We start from the raw sequence: 14,784 nt of genomic DNA, 5'->3' as shown, positions 1-14,784 counted from the left end.
TTGAGCGAAAAAAAGACTACAAAGAAGCGTCCTGCAAAAAAGAGTGCAGGTCGCTCTCATAATAAAATTTTCTTTGGTATCGGCGTCATCGCTGCTATTTTGATAGTAGCACTCATCGCAGCTCTTAGCATCAAAAACAAAGATGTTGAGCAGATAAGCAAAGTAAATGAGCCAAAAAGCGAGAAGCAAATTTCAAAAAAAGCTGAGCAAAAAGTCGCTAGCAAAGATAAAAAACAAGAGTATGAGAAGAGAAAATATCCTCTAAAATTTGATGAAGATGAAAATTTAAGTAAAATTTTTACCGACCCTAAACATAAAAGCGAACTTGCTCTAAAGCCAAAAACTGAGCCAAAAGAGCAAAAAAAGATAACTCCTGAGATAAAAACTGAAGTAAAAGTAGAAACTAAAAAAGAAGAGCCAAAAAAAGAGCAAAACGATACGAAAAATCTACTTGCAAATTTATATAAAAATATGCAAAGTAGCGTAGATGCAAGCTCTGAAACAAAGAGTGAAGAAAAGCCAGAATTAAAGGTTGAGCAAGTAATAGAGCCATTTTATGCAGGCAAAACAGAGACAAAAACAGAGCAAAACAAAAGCGCTGAAGCAAATTTAAGCGTAAAAGAAAATTTAAAGCATAGTGAAATTTTAAAACCAGAGCCTACTAAAAAAAGTGAGGTTGAGCCTAGCAAAAAAGATAAGAAGCAAATTTATAGCGAAAAACCGCAAAAAGAGAGCGCGAAAAAAGATGACTTTGCAGTTGTGCCATTTACTCCAAATAGCAGTGTAAAAGGGCGTGCTAAGCTAGTGCTAATAATCGATGATGTGGCGACATTTGAGCACGCTAGCATGGTAAAATCAATCGGTCTAAAGATAACGCCGTCCATTTTCCCAGCGACAAAAACCCATCCAGATACGCCAAACATCGCTAGGTCGTTTGAGTTTTATATGATACATCTGCCGATGCAAGCAAAGCACTTTGATAGTCCAGAGATAGGCACGCTCACAGTAAATGAGAGCTTTGAGAGTATGCTTGAGAAGATAAAAAAGATACGCAAAGACTTCCCGCGTGCAAAATATACAAACAATCACACTGGATCACGATTTACCAGTGATTATGACGCGATGGACAAGGCTTATAAAGCACTGATAGAGCAGGGTTTTATCTTCGTTGATAGCAAAACTATCGCTCAAACTGCGGTGGCAAGGGCTGCGAAAAAGTATAATCAGCCTTACATTTCAAGAGATATATTTTTAGATGATGATCCATCTGCTGCAGCTGTCAGACGTGAGCTTGTGGCTGCTGTAAATTTAGCCAAAAAAAGAGGTTACGCGATCGCCATCGGACATCCAAAGAAAAATACGATCGCAGTGATAAAAGCTAGTAAAAACAACATCTTAAAAGATGTAGAAGTTGTTTATCTAAAAGATATTTTATGAAGCTTGAAATCATCCCAGAGGCGCTAAATAGGCTAAAAAATCCCCCAAAAAAGCTAAATTTCATAGGCGACACTTCGCTTCTTAGCATGCCAAAAGTAGCAGTCGTTGGCTCAAGAAAGGCAAGTGTCTATACAAAAGAGTGTGTCACAGCACTTTGTGCAGCGCTAAAAAATGCAAATGTCTGCGTGGTGAGTGGTGGGGCTATCGGTGTGGATATCACAGCTCATAAGGCCGCCATGCCACGAACTATCGGTGTTTTTGCAAATGGACTTGATATCATCTATCCAGCTCAAAATATGGCGTCGATAAAAGAAATTTATGAAAAAGGTTTGGCTCTAAGCGAGTATGACGAGGGCGAGCCACCGATCGCTTATAGGTTTTTAGAGCGAAACCGCATAGTTGTGGGGCTTGCGCAAGCTCTAGTTGTCGCTCAGGCTGATCTAAGAAGCGGCTCTATGCAAAGTGCAAGGCTTGCAAATGAGCTTAAAATCCCTCTCTTTGTCCTGCCGCAGCGCATAAATGAGAGCAATGGGACAAATGCCTTGCTAGCTAGCAAAAAGGCCGAGCTTATCGATGATTACGTTAAATTTGCTTCGCTTTTTGGTGAGGTAAAAGAGCAAGAAAAAGCTGATGATGAGATCTTGAAATTTTGCAAAAACGGAGTTAGCCTTGATGAAGCATTGGCTAAATTTGGCGAGATCATCTACGAGTACGAGCTTGATGGGCTAGTTGAAATTTCAAATTTAAGAGTAAAAAGCGCGCTATGAGAGAGAAATTTATGGCAATTGATGTTGGACTAAAGCGCATAGGGCTTGCTTTTGGCTTTGGCGAGGTCGTGACGCCACTTGAGCCAGTGCTTAGAAAAAATAGAAATCAAGCCGCAAGAGATGTGAGTCAAAAAGTAAATGAATACGCTCCAAATACGCTAGTAGTGGGCGTTCCGATCGGTGGCAGTAGCGAAGATGAGATGAGAAGGCGCATAGAGCACTTTGTCTCGCTTCTTGATGTGCAGGCTAATATCGTCTATCAAGACGAGGCATTTAGCAGCAGCGAGGCAAGTGAAATTTACACAAATACAAAGCGAGATGGTAGGCTTGATAGCGTCTCAGCCACCATTATCTTAAAGAGATATCTAAAAATTTTATAAATTTCTAGCCACCACCCCCAAAGTTTCATGCAAACTATCGCTAGTAAATGGCTGTCTAAGCGTAGTCATCTTCTCGCTTTTGATGCTTTTGGCTTCATCCTTGCTGATGATGACGATGTAGAAATTCTTAAGTTTTTGATAAGTTAGCATCTCGTCAAGCCTTGTTTTATCGCTTAGATACTCCTTTTGTACGAAGATGATGTCTGGCTTAAAAATGGCATCTTTTATGTGTAAATTTAAACTCTCAAAGCTCTTTTGCTTGCTTAGCTTCAGCCCAGTAAAGCTTAGCTCATGACTTAGCGTTAAAAATAAATTTTCATCATCGCAAGCTATTATCGCATTTTTGCCTAGAAGGCTTGCTATCTCGACGCTTTGCCTTTTAAATGTCCCACTTTTTGGTAGTGGTACGCTTATGCTTATATTAAAGCCGTCCTCTGCTTTGCTCATCTTGGCATTTAGCTCTTTTAATAGCTCGCCAGCTTCTTTTACTAGCTTCTCATTTGGCTTTTGCGGGCATGAAGTACATCTTATATGTATGTCAAAATGCACCAAACTTAGGCTATAGCTTACTAGAGTAAAGGATATGAGCAATTTTGAGTTGCTAACGCTATTTAGGTAAAATTTGCTTAAATTTTTGATCGCGCCTATTAGCTTGTGTGCTTCAAAGCTTAGATAGCGTGGATAGTTTGGGTTGTAGTTAAAGACGATGGCGTTATCTCTAGTGGTTGCGTCCTTAAAAAGTGCCTCTAAAAAAAGCTCCATTTGCGCGACAAAATCGACATTTTTCATATCACAAGCATCCCATCGCCATAAGAGTAAAATCTATACTTTTCACTAACCGCCGTTTCGTAAATCCTCATCGTCTCTTTAAGCCCTATGAAGCTAGTAACTAGCATGATCAGCGTTGATTTTGGTAGGTGAAAATTTGTTAAAAGGTAGTTTTGTCTGATAGGTCTATTGTTTAGATTTAAAAATAGCTTGCAAAAGCCGCTTGGCTGCTTGCTTCTAGCAAACTCTTCAACGCATCTAGTCACAGTCGTGCCAACGCCAAGGATGGGCTTATTTGAGCTTATGATCTCTTGAGCTTTTTCGCTTAGCTCGTAAAATTCAGAGTGCATCTTGTGGTCATTTATATTTTGGCACTCCACGCCCTTAAATGTCCCAGCGCCCACGTGAAGCGTGATATAAGCGATATCGTGCTTTGCCTTTATTTTCTCTAACATCTGCTCGCTAAAGTGCAGACTAGCTGTCGGAGCTGCGACTGCGCCGCTATTTTTGGCAAATATGCTTTGATACCAGCTCTCATCGTCTTTTGTATCAGCCCTTTTGATATATGGCGGAAGCGGGACGTGGCCGATCTTTTCTAGCTCGCTAAAAAGTCGCGCCGTATCTAAAATAACGCCATTTTTGGTAAAATTTACCACCCTTGAGCCATCATCATTTAGATCAAGCACATTTACCTTTATATCATCAGCGAAATTTAAAACGCTACCGACACTTACTCTGCCTCTTATATAGACACTAAATTTATTATCACCAAGCGGTTGATTTAGCATCACTTCGCAGGCTCCGCCACTTTGCTTATGTCCTAAAATGCGGGCCTTAACCACCTTTGTGTTGTTAAAAATGACCGCCGCGTCCTCTGGGATGAGGCTGGCTAGATCTTTAAATTTATAGTGTTTTATCTCTTTTGTTTTTTTAAGATAAACAAGCAGTCTTGCCTCTTCTTTGGGCAAAACCGGCTCTTTTGCGATGAGCTCACTAGGCAAAAAATAATCATAGCTTGAGATATCGTTTATATCACTCATCGCCTGCGTCGCTGTTTGTGTCGCTATCTTGTTCATCGTCTTCGCTTTTGCCAGCTCTTTTGGCTACGATGATAGAGATTCCATAAAGTCCGATGAGTGGCAGTGCCATTAAAATTTGGCTTATAACATCTGGAGGTGTCACGATGGCTGCGAAGATGAAGATGACGACTACTGCGTATCTGAAGTAGTCTTTTAACATCTTGTCATCGACAAGGCCTATCTTTGCTAAGAAAAATGTAATGACTGGCAGCTCAAATGAAATTCCAAAGCCGATTAGTAGCTTTGTAAAAAAGCCCACGTACTCGCCGATGCTTGGCAGTGCCGTAAAGAGCTGACCGCCAAAATTTACCAAAAATGTAAAGCCAAGCGGGATGACCACATAGTAGCAAAACGCCGCCCCGCACGCAAACATAAATGAAGCAGAGAGGACAAATGGGATCACATATTTTTTTTCATTATCATAAAGTCCAGGTGCGACAAATAGCCAAAACTGCCAAAAAATGATAGGCAAAGCAAGCACCAAACCAGCAAAAAAGGCGACCTTCATCGCAGTGAAAAATGGCTCTTGAATTTGTGTAAAGATGATGTTTGAGCCAGCTGGCAAGACCTGCTTTAGCGGCTCGCTCATCCATGCAAGCAGTGGATTCCAAAATGTAAAACAGATGCCAAAACAGACAAAAACGCTTACTATGCTTATAAAAAGCCTCTTTCTAAGTTCGATCAAATGGGGTCTTAGCTCTTCAAACATTACGCCTCTTTTTTATCGTTTAAGATCGCATCTTTAACTAAATTTGTTGGATTTTGTATATTTTCTACCGTTTTTTTCGTGTCACTTACGACATTTTGTATGCTCTCAGTGACGTCGCTTGCGCTTTTTTTGATCTCGTCAAGCTCTTCAAATGTGAGCTTTTTACGCACGCTTTGCGCACTTTGAGTTATGCTCTCTTTGTATTTTTGAGCGTCTTCTTTGAGCTCGGCTATCTTCATCTCTTGATCAAATGTTGATTTTGCGTCATTTATGCCTTTTTTAAACATCTTTAGAAATTTAGCGATCTGCACCATAGCGCTTGGCAGCTTGTCAGGGCCCAAAACTAGCACAGCGATCACGGCGATGACCAAAATCTCAGAAAAACTCATTCCAAACATTTTTGCCTCTGTTAAATTTTATTTAAGCTTTGTATTTTATCTTGACTTTGCTCAAATTTTTATAAATTTAGCCCTCGATAAAGAGTGCGATCTCGTCGCTTAGTAAGAAATTTGGGTTGTAAAATTTGCCCTCTTTAAAGAGCAGTTTTTCATTTTCTACAAGTAAATTTGCCCTTTTTTTCTGAGCCTCGCTTAAGCGCCCAGCCTCCACACCCACGATGCTTCTAAGCCCTAAAAATATATGCTCTCTTGCTAGCTCGCTTTGGCTTAAAATTTCTCTTGCTCTATGCGTTGGCTGAGCGATGTAGGCGTCTATGCTACTTTTAGCGTAGTATCTAGTGCCATCCACAAAGCCCACGCTAAAAGCGCCCACACCAAGGTAGTTTTTGCCTTGCCAGTAGCCAAGATTGTGCCTACAAATTTCTCCAAAATTTGAAATTTCATACTGCCTAAAGTCAGCCCCCTGGATCTGCTCTATCATAAATTTAGCCAAAGTGTCGCTATCCTTTTTATAGCTTTTTTTGCCAGCAAATGGGGTGTTTTCTTCAAGCGTGAGCGAGTAGGCGCTTAGATGCGTGATAGCAAGGCTTTTTAAGCTTTCAACCTCAGCTAAAAGGCGCTTTTTGGTATCAAATTTAGTGTCATAGATGAGGTCTAAATTTATGCTCTTAAAGCCAGCTACATGGGCATTTTCAACCGCTTTAAAAATTTGCTCCCTGCTGTGGATGCGTCCTAGAAATTTAAGCTTATCTTCAAAAAAGCTTTGAGCGCCAAAGCTGATGCGGTTTGCGCCTAAATTTTTTACATGCTTTAGCCAGGCTAAATTTGCTGAATTTGGATTTGCTTCAAGCGTTATCTCAGTTTCTGGCGTGCAAAGTGGAGCTAAAATGCTAAAAATCTCATCATAAAGCTTAGCATTTACCGCACTTGGTGTGCCGCCGCCAAAAAAGATAGTAGAAATTTCTTTTACATTTTGGCTTTTTAGCTGGAAATTTAGATCAAGGCAAAGCGCTTTAAAATAGGCGCTAACCTTGCTAAATTCGTCATCGCTTGAGCCAAAGGCGCAGTAAGGACACTTGCTCTCGCAAAATGGCACGTGGATATAAACTTGCAAATTTCTCTCTTTTTTAAATTTTGGCGATTATAAGAAATTTGGCATTTAGCGCAGTTTAAAAGTAGCTTTTTTGCCTTATTAGCTCGCTTGGTAAAAAGCCAAAAGTGCCTTTAAAAATTTTTGCAAAATGTGCTGCATTTGTGTAGCCAACGATGCTAGCGGCCTCTTTTATACTGATATCATTTTGCTTTAAAAGGGCAAATGCAAGCTTTAGCCGCTCTTTTGCTAAAAGCTGATAGATCGTATCTTTGAAAAAGAGTTTAAAATTTTTCTTAAGCCAAAAGTCATTAGTGCCGCAAAGATGGGCTAACTCCTTAATGCTTGGGGGATTTTGCATGCGAGTAAGCAAAATTTTCTTAGCCTTTAAAAGCACTTTTTCTTCGTCACTGCTAAAATAAATTTTCTCATCTTTTAAAGCTTTGCTCTTGTAGATAAGCTCTAAAATTTTTGACTCTATAAAAATTTCTCTCATCATACCATCATATAAATTTGTCGTCTCAAGCTCGTTTAAAACGCAAATTTGAGCCTTGTCTTTTTTGTATTTTATAAGATCAAATTTCTCTTCAAATTTTAGCTCACTAAAAATTTCAAGCTTATTTGCATAGTGCTCTTCAAAAAGCAAGGTTTTAGTTTTATAAAATTTATTTTGATATTCAAAAACGCCTTTTAAGCTGTCATTTACCAGCCCTATGCAAAACTCATCCCTGCTTAAAAGATACTCTTTTTTATCAAGTTTAAAGCAAAGATTATCTTTTGCTTCGTTAAACATCAAAAATAGATATTTTTTATCTCCCTGGCTCTCTCTTTTGATGATTTCGTTGCATAAAATCTCGCTTTTTAGGTAACTGATGCCATTATTTTGTTTGAAAAATTCTACATTTATCCGCTTGTTACTTTGTGAGATTTTACTTATGCCATATCTTTTATCTAAATTTATCATTTTATCCCTTGAGCGTTAAATTTAATCCCTCTAGCGTTATGTCTGATATTGATAACGATTATTTTATTTTAGTAAAATGTGATTTAAATTTTAATAAGGAGTTTTTTGTGAAAAGTGCATTAAAAATTTCTATTTGTGCGGCAGTTTTTATAAATTTACCGCTTTTTGCAAATGAAGATAAAGTTCTGCCAGAGGTTAAAGTAGTAAGCGCAACTGGCTTTGAGCAAAACATAAAAGACGCCCCTGCAACGCTTAGCGTCATCACTCAAGATGCGCTAGAAAAGAGAAATCATAAGGACGTTGAGAGCATGGTAAAAGACGTGCCAAGCCTTTTTGGAACGACTCCCGAAGCGGCAAATAGACGAGGAATTTCTATACGCGGATTCTCTCCAAGATTTACTAAAATTTTAGTAAATGGCATGCCAGTGCCAGGAGATAACGCTTATAAGGGGCTAAGAAGTGTTGGAGGCTCATATAGCTTCATCCCACCAGCAAGTGCTATAAGCCGCATCGAGGTGATACGAGGTCCTATGAGCTCACTTTATGGTAGTGACGCGTTGGGCGGTGTGATAAACATCATAACAGACGAGTTTAGCAACGACTTTCATGCAAATCTTGGCTCAAGCTATAAATTTGCTAGAAATAAAAATATAAGCGGCGAGTTTTACAACAGCCTATATCTGCACTCTAGGCTAATAGACGATATTTTAAGCATCTCAGTTTATGGTAAAAATTTAAACAAGTCAGAGGATAAAATCTCATACGCAAACAGAGAGCAAAAAGATAGAAATTTTGGCACGAAGCTCTTTTTTAGACCAAATGAAAACAATGACATCACGCTTGAGCTTGCAAGAAGCGATGTAAAATATAAAAGAACTAAAGGCAAAACACTATCGACTGGCACCAACTCAGTTGCTAGTGAGAGGATAAAGGGTGATGTGATAAATTTAAGCCACGAAGCAAGGCTTGATGATATCTTGCTTCAAAGCTACCTATCTTACGGCAAGATAAAAGAGATCGCACAACAAAATTTGACGCTAAAAACACTCAATTTTGATACAAAAGGCTCATATTTTACTGATAATAACGCCTTTACTTTAGGCCTAAATGCTAAAAGAGAAAAGCTAGATGAAAAGGCAACCACAGCGGACGCTGCGAATGTAAAAAGATATGATGTTTCACTTTACGGCGAGGATGATTATCATCTTACAAAAGATTTTATCTTAAGTACTGGTATTCGCTATAACTACGATGAAAACTATGGCTCGCACGTTTCACCAAGAATTTATGGCATCTATAGCTTAAACGACTTTTTCGCCTTAAAGGGTGGAGTTAGCACAGGATACGCGACACCTGACATCAAGCAACGAACACAAGATCTTGCGTCGCCATTTGCTGGAGGACTTGGAGCGCAGCTTGGTAGAAGCAGCCTTAAGCCAGAGACAAGCGTAAGTTATGAATTTGGTGGCGTTTATAATGACAATGAAGGTTTTGAAGCCTCACTAACTGGCTTTTACACAAGTTTTAAAGATATGTTAAGCTATAGCCCTATCTGCTCAAGAGGCAGTGTTTGCAGACATAAAGGCAAAATTTATCCAAATGGTATTTGGGAGAGTGTAAATGTCGGCAAAGCTGAAATTTACGGAGTTGAATTAACAAATGAGTGGCAAGTCACAAACGCTCTTAGGCTAAATCAAAGCTACGTCTATACAAGATCAAAACAAAAAGATGGAGCGGAGATAGGCAAAAGCTTAAACAACTATCCGCTTCATACATTTAAATTTGGAGCAAACTACGAGCTAAACAGATGGCTAAATTTCTGGTCTCAGATAAATTATTATGGCAGGAGCAAAGACTCACTTAGCTACGATGATGACATCAGACCTTACGTGATCGCCGATCTTGGCATAAACTACAACGTAACTAAAAATTTCAGCCTAAATCTAAGCGTTTATAACCTCTTTAATGAGTACTTTACGACAAGATCTGGCAGATACGACATCTTGATAGCTGACGGACAAAAGATCGAGCTTGGTTTTAATCTAAAGTTTTAAAATGATAAAAATTTTGAAAAAATTTCATCTTATCTTGGCTTTTATCTTTGCCTTGCCGCTTCTTGTGCTTAGCATTAGTGGAGCGATCATCTCGTATCACGATGAGATAATCGATATCTTTAGCAAAGATGAGGTCGTGGCTGGCAAAAAGCCTTTAGAGATAGATGAAATTTTAAAAATTTTTAGCAAAAGTGAGCCAAATTTTAATCTTAGCTACCTAAAGATAAAATCAGAGGCAAACAAGGCTTACGTCATAAGCGGAACCAGCGAAAATGGCGAGTTTGAGTCGTTTTTCGTTGATCCTTACACTGGAGAAATTTCTGGCAAAAACAGCGCGGAGAAGTTTATAGGGCTGGTTTTAAATTTGCATAAAAACTTAGCCCTTTCGCTTTTTAAAAATGAAAATTTGAGTAAATTTGCAAGCGAGCTAGTGGCACTCTCTACGCTTGCGCTGCTTTTTGTCTTGATAAGCGGGGCTGTGATATATTTTTGGAGATTTAGAAGCAGGATGGGGGAGGCATTTAAACTAAATTTAAAAGCAAAGAAATTTGCGTTTTTGTATTCGCTACACGGCTTTTTGGGTATCTATCTTGGCACCGTTTTAAGCGTGATTTGCATTAGTGGGCTTTACTTTTCTTATGAGAGCTTTGCTAAGGTTATAAATCAAATTTGTGGCGAAGAAAAGGTCTTTAAAAAGCCAAATTTTACAAACAAAAATGGCTTTAGCTTAAGCGATGAGCAAAAGGTGGCAAACCTTAAAAAGGCTTATGAAATTTTCATCTCTAAATTTGGCAGCGAGTTTGATGCTTTAAATTTTATAGCAAATAGCGGTGGCGTCAAATTTATGCTCTTTTACCTGCCAAAGGGAGCTAGCGATAGAGATGGCGTTAGGCTTTTAGTAGATACTAAAAGCGAGCAAATTTCAAAAAACGCCATGCCAAAGTCATTTGAAATTTATAAATTTATGCTTGATTTGCACGCTGGATATATCTTTGGTGAGCTTGGTAAATTTATATTTTGCCTAGCATCGTGCGTTGTGGTTTTGCTACTTTTTAGTGGAGGTGCGATTTATTACAAACGGCGTAAAAACTAACTCTTATTTATCTATCTCTTAACTCTTTTTCGTTATCATCTCAAATAAAATTTTTTTGGAAAAAACATGCAAAAAAAATATAGACCAAATGTAGCAGCTGTCATTTTGTCTAGCTCTTACCCTTTTAAATGCGAAATTTTAGTCGCAAAAAGGGTTGATATGGACGATATCTGGCAGTTTCCTCAAGGTGGCATAGATGAAGGCGAAAGTCCAAAACAAGCGCTAAAAAGGGAGCTTAAAGAGGAGATCGGAACTGATAAATTTGACTTCTTAGAGGAGTATCCTGATTGGCTTAGCTACGACTTTCCAGCTAATGCGTCAAAGAGATTTTATCCATTTGATGGGCAGACGCAAAAGTACTTTTTAGTTAGGCTTAAAAATGGTGCGAGCATAAATTTAAAGACTGAGCATCCAGAGTTTAGCGAGTATAAATTTGTAGATATCAACAAGGCTTTAGAGGGGATAAATCACTTCAAAAAGCCTATTTATGACAAAGTTTTGAGTTATTTTAAAGAGAAAGGATATTTTTGATGTTAATCGTTCAAAAATTTGGCGGAACTAGCGTAGGCACGCTTGAGCGCATCGAAGCTGTGGCAAATAGGGTCATAGAGACTAAAAACAGCGGCGCTGACGTGGTTGTGGTAGTTTCTGCGATGAGTGGAGTTACAAATCAATTGGTTGAATATAGTGAGTATTTTTCAAAGCACCCAGACGGCGTTGCTACTGATATGCTTTTAAGCTCTGGAGAGCAAGTAACCACCGCACTTTTGACGATTGCACTTAATGCAAAAGGCTATGCGTGCGTAGGGCTAACTGGCGCAATGGCTGGGATAATAACAGATGAAATTCACACAAAAGCTAGGATAGAAAAGATAGACACCACTAGGCTAAAAGCTGAGCTAAAAGCTGGCAGGATCGTAGTCGTAGCAGGCTTTCAAGGCATAGACGACAAAGGTGATATCACTACACTAGGCAGAGGCGGAAGTGATCTTAGTGCGGTTGCATTAGCAGGTGCGCTTGAAGCTGATCTGTGTGAAATTTTTACCGACGTTGATGGCGTTTATACGACTGATCCAAGGATAGAAAAAAAGGCAAAAAAGCTAGAAAAGATAAGCTATGACGAGATGCTTGAGCTTGCTTCTGCTGGGGCGAAAGTGCTTCAAAATCGCTCAGTTGAGCTAGCAAAAAAACTAAATGTCAAACTAATCACAAGAAGCAGTTTTAACCACAACGAAGGTACATTAATAGCAAAGGAAGATAATATGGAAGCGGTTTTAGTAAGCGGTATAGCACTAGATAAAAATCAAGCAAGAGTAACTTTAAGAGGCGTAGTCGATAAGCCTGGCATCGCAGCTGAGATTTTCACAGCTCTAGCTCATCAAAATATAAATGTAGATATGATAATTCAAAACGTAGGACACGACGGCACGACAAATTTAGGCTTTACAGTGCCACAAAACGAGCTTGACCTAGCAAAAGAGACTATGCAAAAGCTCTCAGCTGCAAAACATGTCGAGTATGACGATGCGATCGTGAAAGTCTCAGTTATCGGCGTAGGCATGAAGAGCCACAGCGGCGTAGCATGTCTAGCATTTGAGACGCTTGCAAAAGAGGGGATAAATATCCAAATGATCTCAACAAGCGAGATAAAGATCTCAATGATCGTCGATCAAAAATATGGCGAGCTCGCAGTTCGCGTGCTTCACGATGCGTATAAGTTAGATAAATAATGCAAGATTTTATCCAATGGACGCTTGAGACTATAAGAAGCGAAAGATATATGAGCTGGATGGAGGAGAAGCGCGTCGAATGGACGCCTTTGCTCGCATCTAGGCTTAAATTTTTGCTTGATAGCAAGGCTTTTATAGTCATCTGCGACGATGAGCGAGAGTGGTTTGAAAACTATCTTTTAAGAAATATCAACCGCACAAAAAGCGAGCGTCCGTTTTTGCCATTTTTTAGCCTAAGATCGCTCTATCCAGCCTTTGACAGCATCGAGACAAACGAGCAAAAACAGCTTTTAAAAGATATGCTAAGCCTTGCCTTTCCAAATGGCTACATCTTTTTTTACATCGGCAAGAGCATAGACAAGCGTGCAAATTTAGCCAAGACTGATGAAAACAGCTATATGTGGCTCTTTGACGAGCAGGCGCAAAACAGCTTCACGCTAAGCTCGAGCGATGAAAACTTAGACATCAAACTTCTAAATTTATATAAACTTTTTGACAAGAGCATAGACGCCGTGCTCTTTGCAAAGGTGATGCTCTAAATGCTTAATAAAATCGTCATAACAAGCGATTTTGAAAATTTAAAAGCCAAGCTTGAAGCCGAGTTTGGCGTAAATAATCTAAGATTTTTTATAAGTGATGATTTTTTACTAGAAAATGCAAAAGAGGTCATCGCCGAAGCCTACATCGCTGAAAAAGATGAAAAAATTTTAGTCATAGAGGCGAAGTCTTTTCGTACCGAGGCTCAAAACGCACTTTTAAAGATCATCGAAGAGCCCCCAAGAAACATCAAATTTATAATAGTAACGCAGAGTAAAAATTTACTTCTGCCAACGATCAGATCGAGGATGCTTATAGAAAACAAGCTCACCAAAAAGCCAAAAATGAGTGTGGAGCTAAATTTAAAATCGCTCAGCCTAAAAGAGCTAACAAGCTTTATCGATCAAAAGATAGCAGAGGAGCAGGCGCAAAAATTTGGCAAAAACGAGCTAAAAGAGCTTGTCGGAGCCATCGTGACAAAGGCGGTTGATAGCGGGTATAAATTTAGCGGCGAGGAGATGGAGTATTTTTTCTCACTCATCAAGCTTGCTGATCTAAACGCCAAGTCTCACGCCGTCTTAACGCCACTTTTGCTTACTATCTTTGAGAAAGGACGACATTGAAATTTTATAAGATAAATAACAAAAGCGACTTTGATCAAATTTGCAAGGCTGTCTCGCCAAGCCCTGCTGGTGCGAAGCTCATGCACGAAAAGAGCGAGATAAATTTTATCTTCATTGACGAGATAAAGACCCCAGCGGCAAATATCCTAAAGCAAGACGCCCTAAGTGTCGGCGCCGAGCTAGTTACGCATAATGATACGATCTTGGGTCGCGAGAGCCTAAACAAAGCCTTGTTAATGGCGACAAATGCGCAGCTTAGGCAGCTAGCTAAAAAAGAGAAGCTACAAGACTTTGGGCTTAAAAAGCTTGCCGTCTTTTTAGAAACTAAATTTATAAAGCCCACAAAGCCTCTTATAATGGGCGTTGCAAATATAAATTCGGATAGTTTTAACGAGCAAAGCCGCATAAATACGCAAAATGGCATAGCAAAAATCGAAGCCATGATCGAAGCAGGTGCTGACTACATCGACCTTGGCGGCGTTAGCTCAAGGCCAGGGAGCGAGTATTGCGGCCGCGAGGAGGAGTTTAGGCGCATAAAAGATATCATAGAAGAAATTTACAGGCTAAATTTACACGAAAAGGCGAAATTTAGCCTTGATAGCTTTGATGAGTATTGCTTAGAATTTGCGCTAAACCACGGCTTTAAGATGATAAATGACATCACAGCAAACGCAAATTTAGCCTCGCTTGCTGCAAGATATGATGCCCAGTTTTGCATGATGCACATGCAAGGAGACCCAGCTACCATGCAGATTGCGCCAAAGTATAACGATCTAATCGGTGAAATTTCAGACTTTTTTGAGCAAAAGATCGTCCTAGCAAGGGAGCTTGGCGCTAAAAAGATAGTGCTTGATGTGGGTATTGGCTTTGGCAAGACGGCTGAGCAAAATTTACTGCTTATTAAGCATTTGGAGCATTTTTTGAAATTTGGCTGCCCGCTGCTAGTTGGTGCTAGCCGCAAATCAGTCATAAATCACTACTATAAAAGCGAGGTCAAGGAGCGCTTACCAGGTTCGCTTTATCTGCACTTAAAAGCCTTCGAAAACGGTGCGCAGATCATAAGAACGCACGACGTGGCAGAGCACAAGCAGCTTTTTGATATGCACGAGGCGATGAGCCAAGCCACGCTTTGGTAGGGCATTTGGCTAAAAAGAG

At 39.6% G+C, this 14,784-nt stretch carries 16 protein-coding genes; 10 read left to right on the top strand and 6 right to left on the bottom strand.

Translation table 11 applies throughout. The annotated features are described in order from the left end of the window. From B9N65_RS01600 to ruvX, 3 genes are read left to right on the top strand one after another with little or no spacing between them, the layout of a single operon-like run. Complete coding sequence (locus tag B9N65_RS01600; protein ID WP_087582540.1) at positions 1–1,437, top strand: divergent polysaccharide deacetylase family protein; 1,437 nt, start codon at positions 1–3, stop codon at positions 1,435–1,437. Further along, positions 1,434–2,204, top strand: a complete 771-nt coding sequence (gene dprA, locus B9N65_RS01595) for a DNA-processing protein DprA (protein ID WP_087582539.1) — start codon at positions 1,434–1,436, stop codon at positions 2,202–2,204. Before B9N65_RS01600 ends, dprA begins: the two co-directional genes overlap by 4 nt. Further along, positions 2,201–2,584 (top strand): Holliday junction resolvase RuvX, encoded by a 384-nt coding sequence (gene ruvX / locus B9N65_RS01590; RefSeq protein ID WP_004317765.1) that lies wholly within the window; start codon positions 2,201–2,203, stop codon positions 2,582–2,584. The genes dprA and ruvX overlap by 4 nt, the downstream gene beginning before the upstream one ends. On the opposite strand, the gene B9N65_RS01585 is transcribed toward ruvX, so the two are convergent. The 6 genes from B9N65_RS01585 to B9N65_RS01555 form a co-directional block, all read right to left on the bottom strand. Continuing rightward, positions 2,579–3,373, bottom strand: a complete 795-nt coding sequence (locus tag B9N65_RS01585) for a hypothetical protein (protein WP_087582538.1) — start codon at positions 3,371–3,373, stop codon at positions 2,579–2,581. The two genes, ruvX and B9N65_RS01585, sit on opposite strands and share 6 nt — an antisense overlap. Next, positions 3,370–4,392: a tRNA preQ1(34) S-adenosylmethionine ribosyltransferase-isomerase QueA gene (gene queA / locus B9N65_RS01580; protein WP_087582733.1), complete on the bottom strand. Its 1,023-nt coding sequence runs from the start codon at positions 4,390–4,392 to the stop codon at positions 3,370–3,372. Before queA ends, B9N65_RS01585 begins: the two co-directional genes overlap by 4 nt. Continuing rightward, complete coding sequence (tatC, locus tag B9N65_RS01575) at positions 4,385–5,140, bottom strand: twin-arginine translocase subunit TatC (RefSeq protein WP_087582537.1); 756 nt, start codon at positions 5,138–5,140, stop codon at positions 4,385–4,387. Before tatC ends, queA begins: the two co-directional genes overlap by 8 nt. Beyond that, positions 5,140–5,538, bottom strand: coding sequence for a Sec-independent protein translocase protein TatB (tatB, locus tag B9N65_RS01570; RefSeq protein ID WP_012140063.1), 399 nt, complete (start codon positions 5,536–5,538; stop codon positions 5,140–5,142). Before tatB ends, tatC begins: the two co-directional genes overlap by 1 nt. Before the next feature lie 67 nt (positions 5,539–5,605). Beyond that, a complete protein-coding gene (gene hemW, locus B9N65_RS01560; protein WP_087582536.1) occupies positions 5,606–6,652 on the bottom strand; it encodes a radical SAM family heme chaperone HemW in 1,047 nt (348 codons plus the stop codon). A 55-nt stretch (positions 6,653–6,707) separates the two neighbouring features. Then, positions 6,708–7,592 carry a helix-turn-helix domain-containing protein gene (locus B9N65_RS01555; protein ID WP_087582535.1) on the bottom strand — a complete coding sequence of 295 codons (885 nt, stop codon included), beginning with the start codon at positions 7,590–7,592 and terminating at the stop codon, positions 6,708–6,710. Between the two features lie 107 nt (positions 7,593–7,699). On the opposite strand from B9N65_RS01555, the gene B9N65_RS01550 reads away from it, so the two are divergent. The 7 genes from B9N65_RS01550 to folP all read left to right on the top strand — a co-directional run bounded on the left by B9N65_RS01550 (position 7,700) and on the right by folP (position 14,765). After that, entirely contained in the window at positions 7,700–9,646 is a 1,947-nt protein-coding gene (locus tag B9N65_RS01550) for a TonB-dependent receptor domain-containing protein (protein WP_087582534.1), read from the top strand. Between the two features lies 1 nt (position 9,647). Beyond that, a complete protein-coding gene (locus B9N65_RS01545; protein ID WP_087582533.1) occupies positions 9,648–10,739 on the top strand; it encodes a PepSY-associated TM helix domain-containing protein in 1,092 nt (363 codons plus the stop codon). A gap of 66 nt (positions 10,740–10,805) precedes the next feature. Continuing rightward, entirely contained in the window at positions 10,806–11,270 is a 465-nt protein-coding gene (locus B9N65_RS01540) for an RNA pyrophosphohydrolase (protein WP_021087786.1), read from the top strand. After that, on the top strand, positions 11,270–12,469 hold the full coding sequence (locus B9N65_RS01535; protein ID WP_002939482.1) for an aspartate kinase: 1,200 nt from the start codon (positions 11,270–11,272) through the stop codon (positions 12,467–12,469). Before B9N65_RS01540 ends, B9N65_RS01535 begins: the two co-directional genes overlap by 1 nt. Continuing rightward, positions 12,469–13,008: a HobA family DNA replication regulator gene (locus B9N65_RS01530; protein ID WP_009294158.1), complete on the top strand. Its 540-nt coding sequence runs from the start codon at positions 12,469–12,471 to the stop codon at positions 13,006–13,008. The genes B9N65_RS01535 and B9N65_RS01530 overlap by 1 nt, the downstream gene beginning before the upstream one ends. After that, on the top strand, positions 13,009–13,629 hold the full coding sequence (locus tag B9N65_RS01525; protein WP_087582532.1) for a DNA polymerase III subunit delta': 621 nt from the start codon (positions 13,009–13,011) through the stop codon (positions 13,627–13,629). Continuing rightward, on the top strand, positions 13,626–14,765 hold the full coding sequence (gene folP / locus B9N65_RS01520) for a dihydropteroate synthase (RefSeq protein ID WP_087582531.1): 1,140 nt from the start codon (positions 13,626–13,628) through the stop codon (positions 14,763–14,765). The genes B9N65_RS01525 and folP overlap by 4 nt, the downstream gene beginning before the upstream one ends. Positions 14,766–14,784: the final 19 nt, after the last annotated feature.

Source organism: Campylobacter concisus (genome assembly GCF_002165815.1).
GTDB lineage: Bacteria > Campylobacterota > Campylobacteria > Campylobacterales > Campylobacteraceae > Campylobacter_A > Campylobacter_A concisus_BH.
This window is presented reverse-complemented; position numbering and strand designations above follow the sequence as displayed.